20 protein-coding genes and 1 tRNA gene are annotated in these 24466 nt (G+C 48.1%); 11 read left to right on the top strand and 10 right to left on the bottom strand.

Annotation, left to right across the window (positions count from 1 at the left end; all coding sequences use genetic code 11):
• Positions 1-94: 94 nt before the first annotated feature.
• Positions 95-886 (bottom strand): SDR family oxidoreductase, encoded by a 792-nt coding sequence (locus EGC76_RS11435; protein WP_128353138.1) that lies wholly within the window; start codon positions 884-886, stop codon positions 95-97.
• Between the two features lie 42 nt (positions 887-928).
• Positions 929-2212 carry a hypothetical protein gene (locus EGC76_RS11430; protein ID WP_128353137.1) on the bottom strand — a complete coding sequence of 428 codons (1284 nt, stop codon included), beginning with the start codon at positions 2210-2212 and terminating at the stop codon, positions 929-931.
• Positions 2213-2441: 229 nt separating this feature from the next.
• Here EGC76_RS11430 and EGC76_RS11425 point away from each other — a divergent pair, with 229 nt between their 5' ends.
• Both EGC76_RS11425 and EGC76_RS11420 read left to right on the top strand, forming a co-directional pair.
• Positions 2442-4040 carry a hypothetical protein gene (locus tag EGC76_RS11425; protein ID WP_128353136.1) on the top strand — a complete coding sequence of 533 codons (1599 nt, stop codon included), beginning with the start codon at positions 2442-2444 and terminating at the stop codon, positions 4038-4040.
• Between the two features lie 78 nt (positions 4041-4118).
• On the top strand, positions 4119-6836 hold the full coding sequence (locus tag EGC76_RS11420) for a TonB-dependent receptor plug domain-containing protein (protein ID WP_128353135.1): 2718 nt from the start codon (positions 4119-4121) through the stop codon (positions 6834-6836).
• Positions 6837-6959: 123 nt separating this feature from the next.
• Here the strand turns inward: EGC76_RS11420 and EGC76_RS11415 are convergent.
• The 4 genes from EGC76_RS11415 to EGC76_RS11400 all read right to left on the bottom strand — a co-directional run bounded on the left by EGC76_RS11415 (position 6960) and on the right by EGC76_RS11400 (position 11106).
• Positions 6960-7035 (bottom strand) — tRNA-Phe (locus EGC76_RS11415).
• Between the two features lie 105 nt (positions 7036-7140).
• Positions 7141-9048 carry a biosynthetic arginine decarboxylase gene (speA, locus tag EGC76_RS11410; protein WP_128353134.1) on the bottom strand — a complete coding sequence of 636 codons (1908 nt, stop codon included), beginning with the start codon at positions 9046-9048 and terminating at the stop codon, positions 7141-7143.
• Position 9049: 1 nt separating this feature from the next.
• A complete protein-coding gene (gene speB / locus EGC76_RS11405; protein ID WP_246013972.1) occupies positions 9050-9985 on the bottom strand; it encodes an agmatinase in 936 nt (311 codons plus the stop codon).
• 95 nt (positions 9986-10080) lie between these two features.
• A complete protein-coding gene (locus EGC76_RS11400) occupies positions 10081-11106 on the bottom strand; it encodes an ATP-dependent 6-phosphofructokinase (RefSeq protein WP_128353133.1) in 1026 nt (341 codons plus the stop codon).
• Positions 11107-11174: 68 nt separating this feature from the next.
• On the opposite strand from EGC76_RS11400, the gene EGC76_RS11395 reads away from it, so the two are divergent.
• Complete coding sequence (locus EGC76_RS11395; protein ID WP_128353132.1) at positions 11175-12245, top strand: Ldh family oxidoreductase; 1071 nt, start codon at positions 11175-11177, stop codon at positions 12243-12245.
• Here the strand turns inward: EGC76_RS11395 and pdxH are convergent.
• On the bottom strand, positions 12242-12880 hold the full coding sequence (gene pdxH / locus EGC76_RS11390; RefSeq protein ID WP_128353131.1) for a pyridoxamine 5'-phosphate oxidase: 639 nt from the start codon (positions 12878-12880) through the stop codon (positions 12242-12244). The two genes, EGC76_RS11395 and pdxH, sit on opposite strands and share 4 nt — an antisense overlap.
• Positions 12881-12901: 21 nt before the next feature.
• Positions 12902-14581: an amidohydrolase gene (locus tag EGC76_RS11385; protein WP_128353130.1), complete on the bottom strand. Its 1680-nt coding sequence runs from the start codon at positions 14579-14581 to the stop codon at positions 12902-12904.
• A gap of 188 nt (positions 14582-14769) precedes the next feature.
• Between EGC76_RS11385 and EGC76_RS11380 the strand changes: the two genes are divergently transcribed.
• The 4 genes from EGC76_RS11380 (at position 14770) to glnB (ending at position 17978) form a co-directional block, all read left to right on the top strand.
• Positions 14770-15396, top strand: a complete 627-nt coding sequence (locus EGC76_RS11380; RefSeq protein WP_128353129.1) for a LuxR C-terminal-related transcriptional regulator — start codon at positions 14770-14772, stop codon at positions 15394-15396.
• Positions 15397-15918 (top strand): DUF1285 domain-containing protein, encoded by a 522-nt coding sequence (locus tag EGC76_RS11375; RefSeq protein WP_128353128.1) that lies wholly within the window; start codon positions 15397-15399, stop codon positions 15916-15918.
• A 79-nt stretch (positions 15919-15997) separates the two neighbouring features.
• On the top strand, positions 15998-17653 hold the full coding sequence (locus EGC76_RS11370; protein ID WP_128353127.1) for an NAD+ synthase: 1656 nt from the start codon (positions 15998-16000) through the stop codon (positions 17651-17653).
• A complete protein-coding gene (gene glnB, locus EGC76_RS11365) occupies positions 17640-17978 on the top strand; it encodes a nitrogen regulatory protein P-II (RefSeq protein ID WP_128353126.1) in 339 nt (112 codons plus the stop codon). Before EGC76_RS11370 ends, glnB begins: the two co-directional genes overlap by 14 nt.
• A gap of 17 nt (positions 17979-17995) precedes the next feature.
• Here the strand turns inward: glnB and EGC76_RS11360 are convergent, their stop codons facing one another.
• Positions 17996-18757 (bottom strand): outer membrane protein assembly factor BamD, encoded by a 762-nt coding sequence (locus EGC76_RS11360; RefSeq protein ID WP_128353125.1) that lies wholly within the window; start codon positions 18755-18757, stop codon positions 17996-17998.
• Positions 18758-18877: 120 nt separating this feature from the next.
• Here EGC76_RS11360 and rluD point away from each other — a divergent pair, with 120 nt between their 5' ends.
• The 4 genes from rluD to pssA all read left to right on the top strand — a co-directional run bounded on the left by rluD (position 18878) and on the right by pssA (position 24146).
• Positions 18878-19846 (top strand): 23S rRNA pseudouridine(1911/1915/1917) synthase RluD, encoded by a 969-nt coding sequence (gene rluD, locus EGC76_RS11355; protein WP_128353124.1) that lies wholly within the window; start codon positions 18878-18880, stop codon positions 19844-19846.
• A gap of 3 nt (positions 19847-19849) precedes the next feature.
• On the top strand, positions 19850-20545 hold the full coding sequence (gene pgeF, locus EGC76_RS11350) for a peptidoglycan editing factor PgeF (protein WP_128353123.1): 696 nt from the start codon (positions 19850-19852) through the stop codon (positions 20543-20545).
• Between the two features lie 77 nt (positions 20546-20622).
• Positions 20623-23196, top strand: a complete 2574-nt coding sequence (gene clpB / locus EGC76_RS11345; protein ID WP_128353122.1) for an ATP-dependent chaperone ClpB — start codon at positions 20623-20625, stop codon at positions 23194-23196.
• A 101-nt stretch (positions 23197-23297) separates the two neighbouring features.
• A complete protein-coding gene (pssA, locus tag EGC76_RS11340; RefSeq protein WP_128353121.1) occupies positions 23298-24146 on the top strand; it encodes a CDP-diacylglycerol--serine O-phosphatidyltransferase in 849 nt (282 codons plus the stop codon).
• Positions 24147-24244: 98 nt separating this feature from the next.
• On the opposite strand, the gene EGC76_RS11930 is transcribed toward pssA, so the two are convergent.
• Positions 24245-24466 (bottom strand): hypothetical protein (locus tag EGC76_RS11930; RefSeq protein WP_220445689.1); only part of this gene is annotated, 222 nt, incomplete at its 5' end.

Here is a 24466-nt window from a genome sequence, read left to right as displayed (position 1 = left end):
TTCGGCAAGCGCGGTTTATCACGAGGGATTAAGCGGTGGGTTTAAAACGAAAACGCCCTCATAGGAGGGCGTTATTTATGGAAGCGACTGTCGACTATTTCATTCGTGAATAGAGCAGTTTTTGATACCAACTACGGGGCAACCAGCGTTTCATGTACCAAGCTAAGCGACCTTGACGATGCGGCAACACGTGGCTTTTCTTTTTATCCACGGCTTTCATGATCAAACGCGCAATATCAACCGCATTGAGCTTACTTGAGCTCATCAGTTTATCCACCTTCTGCTCAATGCCATCAATGGTGGAGCGCATGCCCTGATTCAAATTGGTTTTAAAGAAACTCGGGCAAACCACGGTGACATGAATATTATCGTTCACCAATTCGTTTTGTAGCGTTTCTGACAGGCTGACAACCGCTGCTTTGGTGGCGTTGTAAGCGCTCATGTTTGGCACGTCTAACAGGCCCGCCATCGAAGCTATATTCACAAAATGGCCCGAGCCTTGCTGTTTAAAGAGCGGGGTGAAAACTTTGCAGCCGCGCACCACACCAAGCAAGTTAATGTCGATAATCCACTGCCAGTCACTGAGTGTGGTATCGGAAATCTTGCCCACCTGTGCCACGCCAGCATTGTTGACCACAACATCTACACCGCCCCATTTTTCAGTGAGGGTTTTCGCCACCTGTTCTAGGTCACTCATACGGGTTACGTCGCAGGGCAGAAACATGGCCTTTGGTTGCCATTTTTGCAGGCTACCGATTACGGCTTCACCGCGCTCAATATCACGATCGCCAATGCATACCTGCCAGCCACCTTTTGCACATATTTGTGCAAGCGCAAAGCCCAAGCCACTGGCGCCGCCAGTGATGAATATTCGTTGTGGTTTCATTTATTATCCTTGTTGCCGCGCCATCTGCCGTTTAACGTTTAATTAGGGTGCCAGAGAAGCTGACACTGGGCGATCAATAAGCTGCCGTAATGACATTGAAGCATAACCCGTTAATTGCTTAAATGCAGCAAAATAGGTCTCAGAATCAGCGGGTTCACCATCTTTCACTAACTGTGAATAGGCCGCCCACAAGGTATAGATACCGTCTTCAACGCCATTGGCTTTCAGTTGCACGTGCAGCTCGGCGTTCGCCACTAAACCGCAGGTGTAATGGGCTCTAAAGTTTACACGGCCGACGTCGACAAACTCCTCGCTGACGGGCCAGGTGGATGTGCACTCAAGTTGGGCACCTTCTATGGCGCGTTGCAGCAACGCGCTGTTTTGTTTTAGTTTACTGTCGGCATACAAATAGGCCATTAATTCGGCTGCGCCTTCATGTATCCAGGCTTCCTCAGGGCTTGAATAGCGCAGTCCTACACCTTGAAACAGGTGCGCTATTTCATGGGCAAAAAACCACAAGGTGTTTTGCTCATCGAGGTTGTCGAGTGCGCCTTTGCCATACCAATGCATGAATACCTGATGAGGTAAAACGCCACCTTGGTGGCCATAGAAATCACCTTCATAGGGGCTATACGAAGCAAACAGTGTAGGTGTTTGTGACAAGCTTCCAAGCTGCTTGGTGAAGTAGCTCATGATCATGGGTAGTTCGGTGATCAATTCATTCTGCAACGAGTTGGGTAATACCGGGTCAATAACGGCCACCAGTGCGGAGAAAGTTTCAGGAGGCTGGGTGCCAACATAAATTGCCCGGCCACTATCTCGGTCAAGCCACTCATGAGTTTGCAAATATTGTTGCCCGTCAATCAACAGGTAATCACCGGTGCTTATGGTAATCGCCATGGGCCATTCGTGATGGGCTTTCGAGCAATCGTTGGCACAGGCAAAAAAGCGTGCGGTGTGAACCAACATGCCGCCATTACTGAACGGCGAAAATGGCGCGTAGTCTTTTGGCAGCGGGGTATAGGTTGCATCAAGAACAAAAGAAACCTCACTGAACGGTTGCCCATCAATGCTGGTAATTACTTCAGAACCGTTTTGCAGGCGTATCTGTGTATTTGAGTCAAGTGGCCGCCAGCGCTCGCTGCGGCTGTTATCGGGCGAGCGAACAAACTCCAGTTGAGTCACAGGTTCATTGAGACTGTAGGTAACGGTCCAGCCCAGATCAGATTTATTGAGGGTGATTAAGCGGATACCAGAGGCTGGCGGCGCTATCAATAACAGCACAAGCAAAATAACAGCAGCAATTGCAATAAAATAGCGCATCATATTTTTCCTTTAACCACGTTTCATCTTTCAATGTAGCACCACGATGGGTCTCGCTCCACGAGAAAGTGTAAGCAGTCGTGAGCCTTTCACGATTTTTACGATGACAGTTCTGTTGCGGTTCAATGAATCTTTCATGACATCAAGAATTTGTCACAAATTTGTCATGGCTTATCACTAATCTGCCTGCGTCGTTTAATTACTTACATACGTTCCTATCCGGGAGAACACAATGAACTTGCAAACCCTTTTTAAAATTACAGCAATCGCTTCTGCTTTGGCCCTTGCTGGTTGTGGCGGTGATATTGAAGTAAACCCAACTGTTAATGACAACAGTGTGAATAACTCAAACAACTCGTCAGGCGGCGGTGAAACACCAACTGACCCAACGGGCGATAACTTATGCGCTAGCTACAACGGTTTGCAGGGCGCTTTTGATGGTCGCGACTGTGAATACAATTTAGAATTCGCAAGCCGTAACGTTGAAATCACCGAAGACATTACTTTTGCTGAACTGCCTGATGGCGGTGTACACGTATTTGATGGTGCGTTATTGATTGGTGAAGATTGTGATACCACCACAACTTGTACTATCAATGAAACTGGCCCTGTGGTTACGGTTGAGCCAGGCGCAACTTTAGCTTTCACCAGTGGTGAGGCAATTGTTCGTGTTGCTCGCGGCGCTAAGCTTAATGCGATTGGTACCTTCGCTAAACCAGTTACCTTCACTTCAGCGAACGCATTTACGCGTTTTGACGTAGTTGGCAATGGCCCACGCTTTGCGGATTGGGGCGGCATTATCGTAAATGGCCAAGGTATTACTAACCAGTGTACCGATGCACAACGTGACGCAAACACCTGTAACGTTTCTTCAGAGGGTATCGTAAGCTACTACGGCGGTAACGATAACGCTGATGATAGCGGCTCAATGAAATACGCAAAAATCTGGTACGCAGGTTCAGGCCCACGTGCTGGCGGTGACGGCGATGACTTGAACTCACTGACCTTAAACGCAGTTGGTTCTGGTTCTTCATACGAATACGTTCACATTCATCAAGGTTACGATGACGGCATTGAGTTTTTCGGCGGCGCCGCTAACGTGAAACGTGTTGTATTTACTGATACGCAAGACGATTCAATGGATATCGATGCAGGTTGGCAAGGTAATGCCCAGTTCTTGTACATCAAACACGGCACTGTAAACGTAGACGGTACTGACGTATTCATGGGTAACGGCGGCTTTGAAGCTGACGGCGAGAAAAACTCAGGCCCTGAATACTCACAAGCGCCAACGTCACGTCCAACTATCGCGAACGTAACTGTTGTAACTACCGATGGTTTATCAACCCGTGACAATGACCCATCAACTGCTATGAAGTTTGATGATAACTTCCAAGGTCAACTCTACAACTTCCTGTTAGTAAAAGACGATGTTGCGACCAACGACACCCGTTGCATCTTGTTCACCGGTGACGGCGAGTTAGGTGTAGTAGCTGACGGCTTGAACTTCTTCAGCTCAGCAATGGCGTGTGTTGCAGAAAACGAGTTTACTTCAGCTGCATTGTTACCTGATGGTTCAACCCGTCAAGAATGGTTTGACAATGGCGGTGTGAACGCACGTTTAGGTGGTAACGCCACAGTATTTGCTGCAGACGGTTTTGCGACTGACATGACTTCTGCTGACATTACTGTTACTGCCGATGACTTAAGTGCTTTAGGTAACGACTACTTCGAAACCGTTGATTACATTGGTGCGGTATCTAGCGATGACACATCATCTGAATGGTATCAGTGGGTTGAAGCTGCGTTAGCTGCTGCAGAACAAGACTAATAGAACTTGTTGTAAAGCAACGTATGGCGGGCATGTTAATCAACATGCCCGCTGTTCAACATAACGCAGGAGTTGATTATGAGCACGAATTACAAACTCAAGCCGCTGGTTTTAGCGGTTAGCCTTGCACTTGCTGCAAGTGGCCAAGCGTATGCCCAACAGCAAGCTGCTGATGAAAGTGAAGCCGCCACAACAACGGACACTAGCATTGAAGAAGTTGTCACCACCGGCACGCGTTTGCAAGGAAGTGCAGCTGCGGTTGTTGATGAGCGCAAAAATCAGGCCTTCGTTGCCGATATTCTTGGTTCAGAACAACTAGCACGTACCGGTGATAGCGATGCTGCTTCAGCGCTTCGCCGCGTGACGGGATTAACCCTGGTTGATGGCAAATATGTTTACGTGCGCGGTTTAGGCGAACGTTATTCAAGCGCGCGATTAAATGGCGCAAGCATTCCAAGCCCAGACTTAACCCGTAACGTTATTCCACTGGATATCATTCCTTCAACCATTATTGAAAGCCTAGCGGTACAGAAGGTGTTCTCGCCGAGCATGCCTGCAGCGTTCGGTGGCGGTAATATTGATATTCGCACCAAATCGCTGCCAAGCGACTTTCAGGTGAATCTTGAGGTTGGTATCGGTCAAAATAGTAATGCCACGGATGGGTATACCTACGACCGCAATGAAGACGGTATTCCACAGAATATTCGCGACGCGATTGTTAAGTACCGCGGTGATTTTAGCTTGCGTAATATTGTTGGCAAAGACGGATTAGTTGACAACGAGCTGGGCTCAGCAAGTGAGCAAGCGCGTATGATCAACGCGGGGCTTTCTAAATCATTGCCACGCGACATTGCGCTAAAAGAAGATTCGCTTAACCCGAACTACAGCATTAAAGCCAGTATCGGCAATAGCTTTGACGAAGACTATTTTGGTGGCAGCATCGGCTTCTTGTTAGCTGGCGCCTATGACACCAAATGGAATGTTTCAGAGCGTTCTAGTGCAGTACTGAGCGAAAACGCCACAGAAGGTTGTGCTACAACATTAAACAGCGCAGAAGAAGTTGCTAACTCGTGCTACAACACCTTAAGCGAAACCACACTGACCACCGAAACTGAGCGTTTAAACGGTGTATTCAGCGTAGGTTATGAGCTTGATACGCACAGCGTAAGTTATACCAAGTTGTACTTAACTGATGCTGAAGACGAATCTGAGTTTGGTATTTTACAAAGCCCAAATGGCAGTAACTTGAAAACCATTTACGGTTCAGGTTTAGCCAATCGTGAGCATGAGTTTAAATACGAAGAGCGTACCTTGGATATTGACCAAGTGCGTGGCCAGCACACATTCTTAGATTATTGGGGTATTGGCTTTGACTGGCAATACACGGAGTCTACAGCTGAAACTGACATACCTACGGACATGTCGTTCCGGTTTGATGACTTGTATGACGACCAAGGCAATTATCTGAGCACCGTGGTTACGGGCGATGATAACCGTGCTGTGTACCAATACGTGGATATGGAAGACCACGTGAAATCGTATAGCGGTAACTTGTCATTACCCACCAACTTAGCGGGTATGGATATTGAGTTTAAAGCGGGCTATGACTTCACCGACAAAGCACGTTATTACACCACTGACCGTTTTGCGATGGATAATGGCTCAGGTTTACGGATTTCGGTAAACGACGATTTGGCGAACATCCTGGGCGTAACGGATTACCTAACTGATGAGCGCATTGATGAAAGCAACTTCTTGTTGTCGTATCGTGAGCCAACAGCGCCTGACGCCGATGATTACATTGCCGTACAAAAAACCGATGCGTTTTATGGCTCGTTTGACGCGTTTCTTACCAACAGCTGGCGCTTAGCCGGTGGTGTGCGTTGGGAAGAGTTTAAGCAAGTGTCTTTGGCCACTTCAAGCTTGATTTTTACGCCTGAAGACTTAAACACCTACTACTCGGTTGAACGCATTCTTAACGGCACTACCGTTGAAGATGACTTCTATCCTGCGTTGTCTTTAACTTATATTGGCGATGAGAGTTATCAAATTCGTTTTGGTTTTTCGGAAACAGTGGTTCGCCCAGACATTCGTGAAACAGTTCCGGTTGCGTACTTTGACCCGATTACCGACATTCGCACCATTGGTCGTGCAGGCCTTGAAAGCAGCCCAATGACCAACCTCGATGCGCGCTTTGAATACTTTGCAGATAACGGCGACAACTACACAGTGTCGGCGTTCTATAAAGATATTGAGAAGCCAATTGAGTCAGTGCTAAGCGTAGGGGACGAGGAATACACGTTAAACTACGTCAATGGTATTTCTGCTGAAGTTTACGGTGTCGAATTTGAATGGCTGCATGATCTGACGTATCTCGCGGATGGCTTCTTTACCAGCGGTAACCTGACCTGGAGTGATTCAGAGGCGGTTATTGACCCAGCGTTAGCCGGTAACTTAACCAACCCAACGAAGCGTATGACAGGCCACTCTGAATACGTTGCCAACTTCCAGTTGAGCTACGATTCACTGAACGGCAATCACTCAAGCTCGTTAATCTACAACGTGTTTGGTGAGCGTATTCTGGCAGCTGGTATAGGCGGTCGTGGTGATGCGTATGAGCAACCATTCCATTCACTCGACTTAGTGTACAACTACTACCCAGACTTTAATTCTAAAATCAGTTTTAAAGTGCAGAACTTACTTGATGAAGAGCAAGACGTAACCCAATCAGGCGTTACCGTGCAGTCACGTGAAGTAGGACGGGTAATCAGTTTGAGCTATAGCTACGAGTTCTAACTCTCAGCACTGAATGACGAAAGGAGAGGGCGCAGGATGCGCCCTTTTTTTATGTTCCATACGTAGTTTACGCATGCTGAAACGAAAAAAGCCCCGCTATTTCTAGCGAGGCTTTTCGAATAATGGTGCCCAGAGGCGGAATCGAACCACCGACACGGGGATTTTCAATCCCCTGCTCTACCGACTGAGCTATCTGGGCGTCGGGGCGTATTAAACGAGTTTTTCGGGTCTGAGTCAACCGCTTTTTTGATGAAATTCGGTGAATTCAGACCGTTTGCTCAGGAAATACCCAATTTGTTGATTTTTACACCTTCAAGTAGGTTGTACCCGCTAAACACTTCTCGTAATAGTCAGTCCAGCGTACGCCTTCACGCGGAGCAATGTGTCCCTTACGTACTTCGCGGTCAATCGACTTCTTGACTGTTTTGGCCATGTAATCGGTGTTGTATTGCATGGTTTCAAGCACTTTCTCTGCTGCAGTACCCGGAACCACTTCTTCAATGTAAAAGTCGCCTGGTTCGTCGTCATGGCAGTAAATATGAACTTCGGTTAACCGACCAAACAGATTGTGCATGTCGCCCATTACGTCTTGATACGCGCCGGTAAGGAACATACCTACATGGTAGTTTTCGCCTTTGCGTAATGCGTGCATGGGGATGTTGTCGCTGATTTCGGTGCCCTCAATATATTTGCTGAGTTTGCCGTCGCTATCACAGGTGATATCCACAATTGAGCAACGCACTTCAGGCTTCTCGTCCAGGCGGCTAATTGGCACAATCGGCAATACCTGACCAATCGCCCACGTGTCGGCGGCAGACTGGAAAATAGAGAAATTACACAAGTATTGGCTGGCGAGCATATCTTCTAATTCTTCCAGCTCTTGAAAGACGAAGCTCTCGCGATCAAGCGATTGATGGATTTCCGTCAAAATGCGCCAATACATGGTGTCGAGCTTGGCCATTTCGTCTAAAGACAAAATCCCCAGTTTGAAGGCTTCATAGGCGCTCTGCTTGAAACTTGCAGCGTCGTTATAGCGTTCTTGCGGGTGCATTTCGGTTGAGTTAACCAGCTCACGCATGTTGCTGACAAGAATGTGCTCGTCGGCGATTGGGCTGATGTCGAATTGGGCACCGGTATTTTTAATCTCACCAACAATATTGGTCACCACACAACTGTGGTGTGCGGTAATCGCGCGGCCGCTTTCACTGACTAGGTTCGGGTGGGGGACTTCTTCGAGATCACAGATCTGCTTCACGCCGTAAACCACGTCAGCAACGTATTCTTCAGTTGAGTAATTGCGCGATGAATCGGTGGTTGAGCTGGTTCCGTCGTAATCGATACCTAAACCACCACCAATATCTAAATATTCTAATGGCACGCCAATTTGAATCAATTTTGCATAAAGCCGTGCGCCTTCTGAAACCGCTTCTTTTACTTTGCGGATATCAGACATTTGGCTGCCGATATGAAAGTGCAATAATTTTGCACAGTGCAGCATGTCTTCTTTTTTCAAAAGCTCAACAATGTTTAAGATTTCGGTAATGCTTAAGCCGAATTTTGCGCGATCACCGCTTGAGCCTGCCCATTTGCCTGAGCTACGCACCATCATCTTGCTGCGTAAACCAATCATTGGCTCAACGCCAAGTTTTTTGGCTAACGGGATGAGCATTTCCAACTCACTGAATTTCTCAATAACGATAATCATTTTACGGCGTAACTGACGACCAAGTAGGGCGAGCGTCAGGTAATCTTCGTCCTTGTAGCCGTTCAGAACGGTTAACGCATTTGGGTTTTCGTTATACGCAAGCACCGCCATAAGTTCTGGTTTGGAACCAGCTTCCAGGCCGTAGTCGTACGGTTCACCGGCGTCGATGATTTCCTCGACCACTTCGCGCATTTGATTCACTTTAATGGGGAATACGCCAACATAACGTGCGTTGTAGCCCGCATCTTGAATCGTTTTGGCGAATGTCTCATTCAAGATTTCAACTTGTGAGCGCAAGATATCGTGAAAACGGATAACCGCAGGCAGTTGAATTCCTTCAGCAAGAATTTCATCAACCACTTCTTTCATATCGATGTTCACGTCAGGCAGGCGATGATTGGGAGCAATTTGGATGCTGCCATTGTTACCAATTGAAAAATAACCTGCGCCCCAACGCTTTACGCCATAGAGTTCTTCGGCATCGTCGATTGTCCAGTTCTGAGCCATATCAGCGAGCCCCTTTTTCGTTCAAAATAATAAGTAATTCGCGCACAATTTTTGCGGCAAACACGTCAGAATTTCCGGTTGGATCAATTTCTGGTGACAACTCAACAACATCAGCGCCAACAAGGTTCTTCTGTCGCAAAATTTTCATTAAGCTCACGTACGAATGAAAATCTTCACCACCGGGCTCTGGGGTACCGGTACCAGGCAAAAATGCCGGGTCAAAATAGTCAAGGTCGAGCGTCAGATAGATTGGACGGTCGGCTGGAATTGCCATCACGCTGTCCAAAAATTCTTTACGCGACTTACGCACGGTGCCGTGCTCATTCATAAACCGATATTCGTCACGGGTACCGGAGCGAATGCCGTACTGAATGAGTTCATGCCCCGGGCCAAAATGGTCTAGCGCACGACGAATAATTGATGCATGTGAGTAGTGGTACCCGAGAAAGCCATCACGCAAGTCGGCGTGTGCATCAAGGTGAAGTAGCACTAACTCAGGGTATTGCTGCAAGTATTTGCGAATTGGCGCATAGGAAATTGAATGCTCGCCACCCAAGGTAAGCACCCGAATGTTGTCGGCTTCCAAGTTGATTGGGCCGAATACCTGATCAAACTGATCGGTGGCATGTTGCCACTGCGCTTCCACATCATCACTTGAGCCAAGTGACAAGTTACCTAAATCATAAAACGGATGATCAAACAGATCGGCATCTAAGTAGGGCGAATAACTTTCGATGTCTTCTGACACGGAACGCAAGCCATCTGGCCCGTTACGGGTTCCTTTACGAAAGCATGCGGTGCCATCAAAACCAAACCCAATTATATGGGTGCCGTTGGCATATACAGCTGCATCGGTTTGTGCCCCAAAAAACTCGCGTACTGGGGTGTCCGTCTTCACTTCTAACGAAGCGATTTGTTTAGGTTTTTGCTGACTCAAGGTGATTCACCTCCGCTGGTTCAACAGTGATTTAACTGGCGTGCTTAAAAAGGGGGCTATTATCGTTGTAATTGCCCCAAATTGCCACACTCTGATTAACTACGAGAAGGCTTTTTTACTGGATTAAAAATCTCATGCTGAATGCGCAATAAATTCTCATCAAGCGGGTTCTTTTTCGTCCATGTGTCAATGAGTGGTACAGCAACCAGTTGACCGGCTTTTAGACCTGTCATCACGCCGGTTTCGCCTTTTAGAATAAGCTCGACAGCATGCACACCAAGTTCTGAGGCGAGCACTCGGTCGGATGCTGTTGGCGGACCACCGCGTTGAATGTGGCCAAGTAAGCAAGGCCGGCATGGCATGTCGTATTCGGCTTCCAGCTGTTCAGAGAGTGCAACAGCACCGCCCGGCCATTGGTGCTCACTAAGTACCATGACGTAACTGCCAGGCCCACGCACGGCTTCAACACGCTTGATGTGTTTCACCAATGCCGCCACGGTCAGCGGTTTATCTTTTTGCAGTTCGGGTAGAATCATCCGCTCAGCACCGGAGGCCATTGCACTTTTTAAACCGATGAAGCCAGCATGACGGCCCATGACTTCAACAATAAAAACGCGATCCATTGCATCGGCGGTATCGCGAATTTTATCGAGCGCGTCCATCGCAATCGCTACAGCAGTGGAATAGCCAATGGTTGCGTCGGTGCCGAACAAGTCGTTATCGATGGTGCCGGGCACCCCAATAATTTGCCCAGACCAATAGTTACTTAAGTGGTGGGCACCGCGAAATGAGCCGTCACCGCCAATCACAATTAATGCACTGATATTGAGGTTGTTCAGGTTATCCGCGGCAAGTTTTGCGCTGTCGTCTTCTTTAAAACGCGGGCAGCGTGCACTTTTGATGATGGTGCCCGAATATTGCAGCACATGAGCCACATCAGCTGCGTGCAGGGGAATATGCTCGTTGTTTAACAGGCCTTCGTAACCGTGTCGAAACGCTATCACGTCCATGCCGTAATGTTCTGCAGCTAATACGACAGCGCGCAGCGCTGCATTCATTCCTGGTGCGTCACCACCGCTGGTGAGTACGCCAATCCGTTGTGCTGTTGAAGTTTCAGACACCTCTATACTCCTCTTTACTATTGTCTGATAAGCTTATCGAACTTACCTTAATTTACAACGTACACAACATGACCGTGCAGAAAAATATTCAAGTTGAAGCAAATTCGATGCGCCAGTGGGCTCAAGCCTGCTTGGAAAAAGCCGGTGCTGAGCCCAAATTGGCACAGGCAATGGCGGAAAAACTTCTCGCAGCTGATCTCATGGGGTTTCGAACCCACGGCTTAATGCGGTTGCGTTATAACCTCAATTGTTTAGCCGACGGCAGTTCACGTCGTACCGGTCAGTATCACGTGCTGAAACAACGTGCGGCAGTGCAATTATGGGACGCTGACTTGGTATCCGGTTTGTACGTGGTGCCAGAAGCGATAACTGCGGCAATTGCTATGGCGAAAGAATGCGGCACCGGTACTGTAGTTATTAAGCGTGCGCAGCATGTTGCGGCTCTGGCGGTTTACCTTGAACAAGCAACGCGTGCGGGCATGCTGATTCAAATCATGTGCGCAACGCCAGGTCAGCAAGCCGTTGCGCCTTATGGCGCAAAATCGGCATGGTTTTCGCCGAATCCGTTCGCTATTGGTGCTCCCACTCAGCAATTACCGATATTGCTTGATATTAGTTTGTCGATGACAGCTGCAGGCAAAGTTCGAAAGGCTATTGCCGAGCAAAAGCCGTTGCCGTACCCAGCGCTGATCACGGCCGCAGGCGACTATACGTCCGATGCCACAACATTTTTGGCCGACCCTGCCAGTGTGCTCGCCCCCTTGGGTGGCGAAGACCTCGGCTATAAAGGCTCGGGCTTATGTTTGTTCAGTGAATTATGGACCCTTGCGTTAAGTCAGTTAGGGCGTCACCAAGAGCAGCCGGGTTTAGATGCCAACACGGTGTGGATTCAGGTGGTTGATCCGAGTGCTTTTGGCGATGCGGATGCATTTAAGGCGCAAGCACAAGCACTGGTTGACGGCATGCACCAAGCGACACCTATTGATGCCAATAAACCTGTTCGGATACCGGGAGAAGGCGCGTTAACCACGCGTGAGCGGCAGTTGCAATCCGGAGTGGACTATACGCCAGAGCTTTGGCGGCAATTAAAAAAGGTTGCTGACAGTATGCAGCAACCTTTACCGGACGTTCTAGATTAAGGCTGTAAGCGTTCGATTAACCAGCTTTCATGCTGCTTGGTGAAGGTGAACCGGTCGTGCAGTCGATAGCGACCGCCTTGCCAAAACTCAAACCGCTCAGGCGCAACCAAGTAACCACCCCAAGTATCAGGCATAGGCACTTGTTGGTCTTTATATTGTTCGGTGAGCGCATGATAACGCTGTTCTAATTCATCACGAGAAGCAATGGTATGACTTTGCGCTGAGGCCAACGCACCAAGCTGGCTTTCGCGAGGGCGGCTATAAAAATAAGCTTCGCTTTCGGCCCGCGTTATTTTACGCGCAAAACCTTCAATACGAATCTGCTGTTCCAGTGCCAGCCACGCAAAATGCATAGCCACGCGGCTGTTTCCAGCAATGTCATGGCCTTTTTGGCTATCGTAATTGGTGTAAAACACGAAACCATCAGCCTGAATATCTTTCAGCAGTACGATACGTTGGTGCGGTTGCCCATCCGCACCAACGGTTGCCAAAGTAAACGCCGTAGGGTCCGTCTGTGACGGATGATCTTTTGCCGCTTGAAACCAGTTCGCAAATTGCTGCATCGGTTCTTCAGCAAGCGACTCACGCGTTAGTTTGCCTTGGGCGTAATCACGACGAACACTTTTTAAGTCCATACTGCGTCTACTTCCTTTTAATTAATTAGCGCTGTACTCACGTTCACCTGCAACATAGGTGGCGTTTACATTGTTCTGCCATAGTATAGCGGCATCACGCGCAAACGGATCATGATCTAACACAATGAAATCCGCCCACTTGCCTGGCTCAATGCTCCCTAAAACCTGTTCTTGGCCAGCGGCATAGGCTGCATCAAGGGTAAATGCACGCAGTGCTTGCTCAAGCGTTAAGCTCTCGTGCGCATACCAGCCACCTTGTGGTTGATTGTCACGGTCTTGACGGGTTACTGCAGCGTGTAAGCCAAAAAACGGGTCAGCAAGTTCAACCGGGAAGTCAGAGCCAGCCGCAATAATGGTGCCTTGTTCAGCGAATGTTTGCCAAGCATAGGCGCCTTTCATACGTGCCTTACCTAAACGGTCTTCCGCCATATTCTTATCGCTGGTTGCATGGGTTGGTTGCATAGAAGCAATAATATTTAACTCTTTAAAACGCGGAATATCTTCTGGGTGAACAATTTGCGCATGCTCGATACGATGGCGCAGACTACGGCCACCGATGGTGTTATACGCACGCTCCATTTCGTCTAGAACAACGCGGTTTGCGCGGTCGCCAATAGCATGCGTATTGATTTGAAAGCCATGCGGAATAATCAGTTCATAGAGTTCACGAATGCGTTCTTGCGAAGTGACCATAAGCCCATGTTGATCAGGCGCATCATGGTAAGACGCCAATAGCGCTGCACCGCGGCTACCTAGGGCGCCGTCACCGTAAATTTTAACGCTGCGTACCGCTAATTTGTCGTCATCTGACACATAGGGGCCGGCGGCTAACAATTCAGCCAGTGTTGGCTCGGTTGCCGACAGCATTGCATAGATGCGAATAGGGAGGGCGTTGTCGTTCGCTAATTCTTTGTAGACTTGCAGGTTGGTCGCATCAACACCCGCATCGTGCACACCAGTGATACCACGCGCTAAAAGATGCTCAAATGCCACTTTTAAGGCTTGTTCTTGCTGTTCGGCAGTCGGTGTTGGAATAACCCGTTCAACTAAGCCCATGGCGTTATCAATCAGTACACCGGTAGGTTGGCCTTGTTGATCGCGAATGATGTCACCGCCATCAGGGCTTACTGTGTCTGCGGTGATGCCTGCAAGTTCCAGTGCTTTGCTATTTGCCCATGCAGCGTGGCCATCTACGCGCGTTAGGTAAATAGGGCGCTCAGAATCTACTTCGTCCAGTGTTTGTGCTTGTGGAAATTGGCGAACGTCCCAGTTTTCTTGATTCCAGCCGCGTCCCAGCACCCAAGGCGCTGACGGATTTTTACGGGCGAAATCAGCCACTGTTGCCGCAGCATTGCTTTCTGAGGTGGCGTCACGTAAATCAGCCAGCATCAGGTTCTGGCCTAAGCCCAGCACGTGACCGTGGGCATCGGTAATACCCGGCAACACAAACTTACCTTTCAAATCGACACGTTGGTCAGCAAGTTGCTTACCATAGGTTGCTTCAAGATCAGCAAGTGTGCCCACTGCGGCTATCTTGCCATCGCGAATTAGCATGGCATCAAACTTCACCAATACTGCCTCGGCGCCGGGCTTTCCGGTTAGCGTGTAACCGTTAAAATTGTGGAATAACGTGGTTTGCGAAAACGCAGCACCCGTGTATAACATTATTAGAACAAATGTGATTAAACGTAAAATTCTCATAAAGTTCTCTTTTTGACTGAATTTTATACCCTGTAGAACGTTCCTAGCTTTACAAAGCGTTTAGAGTGCGTCGCAATAAATTCACTTTTTACACTTTTTTACAATTTGGTAACACCAAAACTTCAAACATTCGTTAAAGCGTGTACAATACGCTAATTGTTAGGGACATTTAAAGCGTGTGGACATCCATGAAAATACTAATTATCGACTCGCAATTTTTCGTACGTGCTGGCCTCATTCAAGTGCTAACAAGTTTCTCAGATGAGCTGGCAATCTACGAAGCCCCAAGTTTTGACATCGCGCAAGAATACCTGCGCCACCAAAGCGACTATAACTTAATTTTCCTCGATATGGACATACCAGATGCCGAGATTCGCCCAACCTTGCAAACATTGAAGAAAATGGCGCCAAGCTCGCACATTGTTTTGTTCAGCTGGCCACGGCCATTATCAGAAGTTCGTCAAGCATTGAGCAATGGTGTTCGTAGTTATCTGCCCAAAGATGCGAGCGCTGAAGAAGCGAAGCAAGCTATTCGTATTCTGCTGCAAAACGATCGGTATTTACCAGAGGAGTCGCGTTTAAACGACACGATAAATCGACAAGGGAGTGCTGAGCACTTTTTGTCGCCCCGCCAACTGGAAATTATGCAGCTATTGGCGCAAGGTTTGTCGAACAAAGAAATTGCGACAATTCTGGGCATTACCGAAGGAACCATTCGGGTTCATTTGTCGGCAATTTTCAAAGCAATTAAAGTATCAAACCGTACGGAAGCGACCTTGTGGTACTTATTGCGTCAGAAACGTTTGGTGAGTTAAATGAAGTTGGAGCAATTGCTGGAATCGATAGAGCAAGGCCGGCATGCTCCTACTGAACGGTGGAATCCGCCTTATTGTGGCGAGCTGCCAATCCACATTGACGCTGACGGTAATTGGTTTTATCAAGGTTCGCTGATTAAGCGCCAAGCCTTGGTTAAATTATTCGCCAGCGTTTTGGTGTATGAAGACAAAACCTTCTACCTGGTTACCCCCGCCGAGAAAGTTAAAATAACGGTTGCTGATGCGCCTTTTATTGTCACCACGTGGCAACATGTACCCAATGCAGAGCCACCGGTTATTCACCTGACAACCAATATTGAGCAGCAATTTGCGCTGTCAGAACAACACCCGTTAATCATTAAATCGGATCAACTCTACGTTGATTGCGGGCGTAACTTATGGGCAAAGGTGCATCGTAATGTGGTGTATCAATGGGCCGAAATAGCAAGGTCACGCACGCAACAGGGGCGTGAAATTTATTCCATAGAGAGTGCCGGAAAGCAATTTGATTTAAACGCCTAAGGCATTGCTTTATTTGCGCGAAACAAGGCGCTGCTCTATCATACGCAACCTAATATTCGTCAAGCTTGAGAGCCAATTCATGAAGCCTATCAAGGTAACGCTTGCCCAACTCGATTTCACGGTGGGTGCTATCAAACGTAATACTGATTTAATCGTAGCTACGTTGGCGCAGTATCAAGACAGTGACCTTGTCGTTTTTCCGGAACTTGCGATAACAGGCTATCCGCCCGAAGATTTGCTGTTTCGCGATGACTTGGAAGCGTTAGTTGACCAATCCCTGAATGAAATAGCCGCTGCAGCGGAGCACAACTTGGCCGTAGTTGGTCATCCGCAGCGGGTGGGTAACGAGCTTTATAATAGTGTTTCTGTATTGCACCGGGGCCAATGTTTGGCGCGCTACCATAAGCAACGGTTACCACAATACGGCGTGTTCGATGAGCAGCGTTATTTTATTCCAGGCCATGATACAGGTGTATTTAGCTGGCAAGGGCATCGCATTGGCTTACTGATTTGTGAAGACCTATGGCACGCCGAGCCGCTCAGCCAGTTGCGCACTGAAGGTGTTGATTTAATTTTAGCGCTGAACGCATCTCCTTATGAAGTTGATAAACATCAGCAACGCATGCACATCATGCAACAGCGCATCAGCGAAGCGCACATTCCAATTATTTACGTGAACAATTGTGGTGGCCAAGACGAACTGGTTTTCGATGGGCATTCGTTGGTGATGAATGCAAATGGCGATTTAGTGGCTGAATTACCCCATTGCCAACCAATATGCGCAAGCGTTCGCTGTGATAGTCATGGCATCACTTTAATCGACCAAGATATTAAGCCCCATGCCCATGATCGTCTTGCAGAAATCTATCAAGCACTGGTGTTGGCGGTTAAAGATTACGTCGGTAAAAATGGATTTAAAGGCGTTACTCTCGGCCTTTCAGGGGGTATCGATTCAGCGTTGACTATGGCGATTGCAGTGGACGCGCTAGGCGCCGATAAAGTGCACGCGATTATGATGCCATTTCGCTACACCTCTCAAATGAGCCAAGATGATGCTGCTGAGCAAGCACGCACCATGGGTGTTAAATACGACGTGGTGGCTATTGAACCTATCTATGATGCATTCATGCAGCAGCTTGGGCCTTTATTTGTAGGAACAAGTGCAGATACGACAGAAGAAAACCTGCAGGCACGCGCACGCGGAACGCTGTTGATGGCTGTTTCAAATAAAACTCATTCGTTAGTGCTTACCACCGGCAATAAAAGTGAATTGGCGGTTGGCTACTGTACCCTTTATGGCGATATGAATGGTGGCTTTGCACCCATTAAAGATGTTCCAAAAACTTTGGTGTTTGCGTTGGCACGTTATCGCAACCAAGCGGCTGAGGTGATTCCGGATCGTGTTATTACCAGACCGCCATCGGCCGAATTAGCGCCCGATCAAAAAGATGAAGACAGTTTGCCAGCCTACGATATGTTGGACAAAATACTCACGCTTTATGTGGAGCAAGACTGGTCGCCTAACGCGATAATCGATTGTGGTTTCGATGAGGCCGAAGTCTTGCGTGTTGTGCGCTTGGTTGATATTAATGAATACAAACGTCGGCAAGGCGCAATTGGCCCTAAGATTACTTCGCGTAACTTTGGTAAAGACCGCCGCTACCCAATAACCAGTCACTTTCGTTATGAATTAGAACGGCAGGTGCAAGCTCGGAGTTCTCATGAAAAAAATTGAAGCTATTATTAAGCCATTCAAGCTAGATGACGTACGTGAAGCACTTTCTGAAATTGGTATCGCGGGCATGACCGTTGCTGAGGTTAAAGGCTTTGGGCGTCAAAAAGGCCATACCGAACTGTATCGCGGTGCGGAATATATGGTCGACTTTCTACCGAAAGTGAAACTGGAAATTGTTGTCTCAGACGACCAGGTTGAGCAGTGCATTGATACCATTTTGGAAACTGCACAGACGGGTAAAATTGGTGACGGTAAAATCTTTGTCACCAATGTTGAACGTGTTATTCGAATTCGTACTGGGGAAGAAAACGAAGACGCGGTTTAACAACCGCGCCTTGTTAATCAATTAAAGCGGGATAAGTAATCGCTTTGCGGGTAGTTGTGCTTCAAGGTGGCAACTGTATCAGCACGCAATTCCACTAAACCTAAACTGTCGTAAGCTTCAGCCATAACCGCCAAGGCGTGTTCTGCTTCAGGCGTATCCGCAAAATTCTCTAACACATACTTGCCGCGATTGGCTGCTGCCAAAAATGCTTCGCGCTTCATGTAATATTGTGCGACTGCTAATTCGTGACGTGCGAGTCGGCTTTTAATTCCAATCATTCGCTGGCGCGCATCTGCAGCATACTTGCTGTCAGGGAAGCGACGCACAAGCTCAGCGTAGTCATCAAACGCCTCGCGTGCTTTAGTTGGGTCACGGTCAGAGCGATCTAGACCGACCAAGTCTTGAAACAAATTCTCTGAGGCACGTTCGTTCGTGAGACCACGCATATATAAGGCGTAGTCGATTGACTGGTGGTTCGGGTTGAGTCGCGTAAAACGGTCGACCGAAGCGAGCGCCTTATCAATATCACCTGTTTTATAGTAAGCATAAATCAGGTCAAGTTGGATTTGGTGAGTAAATGGACCAAACGGGAAACGGGTATTCAGCGCTTCAAGCACCTGTAAGGCACTTGTGAAATTACCGTTTTGCAATGCTTGTTGAGCACGGGCATAACCTGCTTCTACATCGGTTAACCGGTTAACATCAGTTTCGTCTGGTGAGCTTGAGCAAGCGCTCAATGTCAATGCTGCGATGCAGGCTAAGATTATACGAAATTTCATAGTTTGTTTTTTTAATCTCTGTTGATTTAACTTTGGTGCAGCGCCCCAAACAGGTACACTATACATATTCACGCATTCTAGCGCAGCGTTGGCTGCTTTCACAGGTCCGAATACGAATTTATGAGCGAACAGATTTTATTAACTGGAAACGTCCCCCTTTCTGCCAACGGTAAGCGCTTGGACCAAGCACTTGCTGAGATGTTCCCTGACTATTCACGTTCTCGGTTAAAAACTTGGATCACCGACGGACACGTTCGTATCGAAGGCAATGTCGTTGACCGACCGCGCGAGAAAGTACTGGCAGGCATGGCCATCGAAGTCGATGCTGAATTAATTGAAGAGCGACGCTTTGAAGCGCAGCCCATGGACTTGAATATCGTTTATGAAGACGACGACATTTTAGTCATCAATAAGCCTGCTGGCCTCGTTGTTCATCCCGGCGCGGGAACACCCGATGGTACATTGTTAAATGCGCTGTTGCATCACTTTCCGGCTATTGATCAAGTTCCTCGCGCAGGAATCATTCACCGTTTGGATAAAGACACAACGGGCTTGATGGTGGTAGCGAAGACTGTGCCTGCTCAAACCCATCTTGTTGCGGCAATGCAGGAACGCCAAATTACCCGTGAGTACGAAGCGGTGTGTAATGGCCCAATGACAGCCGGCGGCATGATTGATGAGCCAATTGCCCGTCACCCAACGCAACGTACGCATATGGCTGTTGTAGCACTTGGCAAGCCAGCTGTGACCCATTTTCGTGTAGCCGAACGTTTTCGAGCCCATACGCTGTTGCGTTTAAGGCTGGAAACTGGGCGAACCCACCAAATTCGTGTGCACATGGCGCATTTGCGTCATCCGTTAGTTGGCGACTTTACCTACGGTGGTCGGCCACGTCCGCCGCAAAAAGCGAGCGCTGAACTGTTGGAAACTTTACGCAACTTTCGCCGTCAGGCATTGCATGCAGCGCGACTTTCGTTGCATCACCCTATTACCGGCGAATGGATGAGTTGGGAAGCACCAACACCTGATGACATGGTGAATTTAATTGCTGCATTGCGTTTAGATCGCCAGGAACATCCGGTCGACTGAGTCATGTTGATGCTTGATTGGGCGTTACCACCGGGCATTCATGCTGCAATTTCTACGGTCGCACAACCAGGCAATGTGGCAGCCCATGTAGGTGCCGATCCGGCCGCTGTCATTAGAAATCGGCGGGCGTTGCAGCGCGATGCGCAGTTACCTTGTGCGCCGCGCTGGCTGGCACAAATTCACAGCAATCAGGTTGTGAATTTTTCTGAAGCGCGTCCCGCGGCACAAGCCGACGCCATTTATTCAAACCAACCTGAATCTGTCTGTGCGGTGTTAACCGCTGACTGTTTACCTATTTTATTGTGTAGTGATAATGGCAACGAAATCGCAGCAGTTCATGCAGGTTGGCGCGGTTTAGCCAATGGCGTAATTCAAAATACCTTGCGCCAATTCCAATGCCCTCCACAACAGATTCAAGCCTTTATCGGCCCTGCTATCTCAGTTGCTGCTTTTGAAGTCGGCGATGACGTGCGTGCGGCATTTGCAGAATTAAATCTGGTTGATTTATCTACGTTCCGTCCCCACAAAGCAGGCAAGTGGCTTGCTGATCTCCCGTTATTAGCCGAACGCATGCTTCAGGCTCATGGTTGCTTGCATATTAAACAAAGTGGCTGGTGCACCTATAATGATTTGCGTTGGTATTCCTATCGCCGCGATGCTCATTGTGGCCGCTTTGCATCAATGATTTGGAAAAATTAACAGGCTTGCGCTTGAAATTGGTTAATTAATACCCACATAGATAATCAGGATATAACTGATATTTTTAGAGGGTAATCATGCGATTCGATAAACTAACCAACAAATTTCAAATGGCGATTGCTGACGCACAGTCATTAGCGTTGGGTCGCGACCATCAATTTATTGAGCCACTGCATATTATGCAGGCGTTGTTGACGCAAGACGGTGGCTCTTTACGTCCGATGATGACACTTCTGCAAGTTGATCAAAATAGCTTGCGCACACAACTTGATGCAGCACTGGACAAGCTCCCGCAGGTTGAAGGCACGGGTGGCGATGTTCAAGTGTCTGCGGCCTCAAGCAGCCTGTTAAATCTCTGCGATAAATATGCGCAAAAGCGTAATGACCAGTTCATTTCGTCTGAACTATTTGTGCTTGCGGCGACAGAAGACAAAGGCGCGCTGGGCGAAATATTAAAGAAACTTGGCGTTACACGTGAAAAAGTGGAGAAGGCAATTGAGAAAGTGCGAGGTGGTGACGCTGTGAACGATCAAAATGCCGAAGATCAACGCCAAGCCTTAACCAAATATACCGTTGACCTTACCGAGCGTGCTGAGCGCGGTAAGTTAGATCCGGTTATTGGTCGCGATGATGAGATTCGTCGCACCATTCAAGTTCTTCAACGTCGTACTAAAAACAATCCAGTACTAATTGGTGAGCCTGGCGTTGGTAAAACAGCCATTGTCGAAGGCTTAGCGCAGCGTATTGTTAATGGCGAAGTGCCGGAAGGCCTAAAGCACAAGCGGGTGTTGTCGCTTGACCTCGGCGCGTTGTTAGCTGGCGCTAAATACCGCGGTGAGTTTGAAGAGCGCTTGAAAGCCGTACTGAACGAACTCGGTAAAGAAGAAGGGCGCATCATTCTCTTTATTGATGAGCTGCATACCATGGTCGGCGCTGGTAAAGCGGATGGCGCGATGGATGCAGGCAATATGCTAAAACCTGCACTTGCGCGTGGCGAGTTGCATTGCGTGGGCGCAACCACATTAAATGAGTACCGCCAATTTATCGAAAAAGATGCGGCACTTGAGCGTCGTTTTCAAAAGGTACTGGTTGATGAACCTTCAGTTGAAGATACCATTGCGATATTGCGTGGCCTGAAGGAACGCTATGAGGTGCACCATTCGGTGCAGATTACCGACCCTGCTATTGTTGCGGCGGCTTCATTGTCGCATCGGTACATCAGTGACCGCCAGTTACCCGATAAAGCGATCGACTTGATTGACGAGGCGGCCTCGAGCATTCGTATGCAAATTGATTCTAAGCCTGAAGACTTAGATCGCTTAGAGCGTCGTATTATCCAGCTGCAGCTTGAACAAAAAGCATTGCAGAAGGAAAAAGACGAAGCGAGCAAAAAACGTTTAGAGCTGCTTGAGGGTGAGTTAGACGATCAGCAGCGCAAATATGCCGAGCTCGAAGAGGTCTGGTTGTCTGAAAAGGCGGTCGTTCAGGGCGAACAGCATATAAAAGCGCAACTTGAAGAAGCTAAAACGGAGCTTGATATTGCGCGCAGGGCAAGTGACTTAAACCGTATGTCAGAACTTCAGTATGGCCGTATTCCGGAACTGGAACGCCAGTTGAAGGCTGCTTCGGAAGCCGACCAAGAAGGCATGTCGCTACTGAAGAATAAAGTCACTGAAGAGCAAATTGCTGACGTGTTATCGCGTTGGACAGGCATTCCTGTAAGTAAAATGCTTGAAGGTGAGCGCGATAAGCTACTCAAAATGGAAGAGAACTTGCACCAACGCGTTGTTGGACAAGATGAAGCCGTTACGTCGGTGGCGAATGCGATTCGTCGTTCGCGTGCAGGTCTGTCTGATCCGCAACGTCCGATTGGCTCGTTTTTGTTCTTGGGCCCAACCGGTGTTGGTAAAACGGAATTGTGTAAGGCGCTAGCGCATTTCATGTTTGACACTGACGATGCCATGGTGCGCATTGATATGTCTGAATTCATGGAACGGCATTCGGTATCGCGCCTCGTTGGAGCGCCTCCTGGTTATGTCGGATATGAAGAAGGGGGTTACCTGACGGAAGCCGTTCGTCGACGCCCTTATTCAGTGATTCTGTTGGACGAAATAGAAAAAGCGCATCCAGATGTGTTCAATATTCTGTTGCAGGTGCTTGATGATGGGCGCTTAACCGATGGACAAGGGCGGACTGTCGATTTTCGGAATACTGTAATCATCATGACGTCAAATCTGGGTTCAGATGTGATTCAAGAGAAAGCGCACGAGCAAACGTACGATGAAATGAAAGCTGAAGTGATGGGTATTCTGTCGCATCATTTCCGGCCTGAATTCTTGAACCGTGTTGATGAAACGGTTGTGTTCCACCCATTGGCGAAGGATCACATTAAGCACATTGCGCAAATTCAGTTACAACGTTTGTACCAACGCTTAGCTGAACGTGATTACTCGATTGAGCTGAGTGACGCTGCTTTAGCGCACCTAGCCGAGGCTGGCTTTGATCCGGTGTTTGGGGCACGGCCTTTGAAACGGGCGATTCAACAAGAGCTTGAAAACCCATTGGCACAGCAAATCCTGTCAGGAAAACTGTTGCCTAAAACAGCAATCAAGGTTGATTACCAAGACAATAATCTGGTGATTTCCCAATAAGCGACACAATGTAATAGCCGGGCTAAGCTCTAGTCCGGCTATTTATTGCAACGAATAAGCTATGCTATGCTGTGCGGCCACCATTATAAGGGAACCAAACTATGCCGAATAAAACTGAACAGTCATTAACCACAGCAAAGAGTCGTGGAATTTTCCTGTTGCCAAACCTGTTGACAACAGCGGGACTGTTTTCAGGCTTTTTTGCCATCGTTGCGTCGATGAACAATATGTTTGAATCGGCTGCCGTCGCTATTTTTATAGCTATGGTATTCGACGGCCTTGATGGTCGTGTAGCACGTATGACCAATACCGAAAGCGAATTCGGTGCCGAATACGACAGCATGGCGGACATCGTGTCATTTGGTATGGCGCCTGCTTTGGTCATGTATAACTGGGCGCTTGGTGATCTTGGCAAGCTCGGTTGGTTAGCGGCCTTCATTTTTGTCGCCGGTGGTGCATTGCGATTGGCGCGCTTTAATACCAACCATGGCACATCCGATAAACGTTATTTCCAAGGTTTAGCCATTCCGAGTGCCGCAGCGATAGTCGCTGGGTTTGTTTGGGTTGGCAGTAAATACGAAGTTGACCCAAGTAACGTGAGTTATTTCGCGGCGTTTCTAACCATCGCTGCAGGTTTGTTGATGGTAAGTAACTTCCGCTATCACTCGTTTAAAGATGTCGACTGGCGTGGACGCGTCTCGTTCATTGCGATACTTGCGATTGTATTAGCGTTCGTAATTGTCGCCACCGAACCTTCGTTGGTGTTGTTCTCTATTTTCTTCTTGTACGCAATTTCTGGTCCAATCACGACCTTCCGTACAGTGAAGAAGATTAAACTTGAACATGTCGTCGGTGATACTGATTGTGAAGAAGGCGATTCTGCAACGAAAAGCCAACAAGAAACATCAGAAAAAGCCCAAAAATCGGACGATAAAAAGACATCCGATTAAAAAGTCAGCAAACGATTCAGTTTTGATGAAAAAGATCTTGCGCAGTTGGCGGCGATCCTTATAATTCGCCGCCGTTGTCACCAAGTGATGACGCCGGTTCAGAAGGTGATGAAAATCACGAAAAAAGATCCAAAAGGATCTTGACCTGACCAACGGATGGCGTAGAATACGCATCCCGCTTCACGAGAAGCGAAACGCTCTTTAACAATATACCAAGCCAAGCAAACTGTGTGGGCACTTACCGGATTCAGGCAAGTAATACTTGAAAGGTACGGAACCTCTAGCGAGGGAAAGTACACCTGACTGATTGGAAAAGTGCT

The organism is Pseudidiomarina gelatinasegens (genome assembly GCF_004025325.1).
In the GTDB taxonomy this organism is placed as follows: Bacteria; Pseudomonadota; Gammaproteobacteria; order Enterobacterales; family Alteromonadaceae; genus Pseudidiomarina; species Pseudidiomarina gelatinasegens.
Note: the sequence above shows the minus strand (reverse complement) of the source record. Positions and strands in the feature narration are given on the sequence as shown.

What these genes read in the sequence shown, in the direction of transcription:
- EGC76_RS11435 (WP_128353138.1), bottom strand. Translation starts at nt 886, where the DNA reads ATGAAACCACAACGAATATTCATCACTGGCGGCGCCAGTGGCTTGGGC.
- EGC76_RS11430 (WP_128353137.1), bottom strand. Translation starts at nt 2,212, where the DNA reads ATGATGCGCTATTTTATTGCAATTGCTGCTGTTATTTTGCTTGTGCTG.
- EGC76_RS11425 (WP_128353136.1), top strand. Translation starts at nt 2,442, where the DNA reads ATGAACTTGCAAACCCTTTTTAAAATTACAGCAATCGCTTCTGCTTTG.
- EGC76_RS11420 (WP_128353135.1), top strand. Translation starts at nt 4,119, where the DNA reads ATGAGCACGAATTACAAACTCAAGCCGCTGGTTTTAGCGGTTAGCCTT.
- speA (WP_128353134.1), bottom strand. Translation starts at nt 9,048, where the DNA reads ATGGCTCAGAACTGGACAATCGACGATGCCGAAGAACTCTATGGCGTA.
- EGC76_RS11395 (WP_128353132.1), top strand. Translation starts at nt 11,175, where the DNA reads ATGACCGTGCAGAAAAATATTCAAGTTGAAGCAAATTCGATGCGCCAG.
- pdxH (WP_128353131.1), bottom strand. Translation starts at nt 12,880, where the DNA reads ATGGACTTAAAAAGTGTTCGTCGTGATTACGCCCAAGGCAAACTAACG.
- EGC76_RS11385 (WP_128353130.1), bottom strand. Translation starts at nt 14,581, where the DNA reads ATGAGAATTTTACGTTTAATCACATTTGTTCTAATAATGTTATACACG.
- EGC76_RS11380 (WP_128353129.1), top strand. Translation starts at nt 14,770, where the DNA reads ATGAAAATACTAATTATCGACTCGCAATTTTTCGTACGTGCTGGCCTC.
- EGC76_RS11375 (WP_128353128.1), top strand. Translation starts at nt 15,397, where the DNA reads ATGAAGTTGGAGCAATTGCTGGAATCGATAGAGCAAGGCCGGCATGCT.
- EGC76_RS11370 (WP_128353127.1), top strand. Translation starts at nt 15,998, where the DNA reads ATGAAGCCTATCAAGGTAACGCTTGCCCAACTCGATTTCACGGTGGGT.
- glnB (WP_128353126.1), top strand. Translation starts at nt 17,640, where the DNA reads ATGAAAAAAATTGAAGCTATTATTAAGCCATTCAAGCTAGATGACGTA.
- EGC76_RS11360 (WP_128353125.1), bottom strand. Translation starts at nt 18,757, where the DNA reads ATGAAATTTCGTATAATCTTAGCCTGCATCGCAGCATTGACATTGAGC.
- rluD (WP_128353124.1), top strand. Translation starts at nt 18,878, where the DNA reads ATGAGCGAACAGATTTTATTAACTGGAAACGTCCCCCTTTCTGCCAAC.
- pgeF (WP_128353123.1), top strand. Translation starts at nt 19,850, where the DNA reads ATGTTGATGCTTGATTGGGCGTTACCACCGGGCATTCATGCTGCAATT.
- clpB (WP_128353122.1), top strand. Translation starts at nt 20,623, where the DNA reads ATGCGATTCGATAAACTAACCAACAAATTTCAAATGGCGATTGCTGAC.
- pssA (WP_128353121.1), top strand. Translation starts at nt 23,298, where the DNA reads ATGCCGAATAAAACTGAACAGTCATTAACCACAGCAAAGAGTCGTGGA.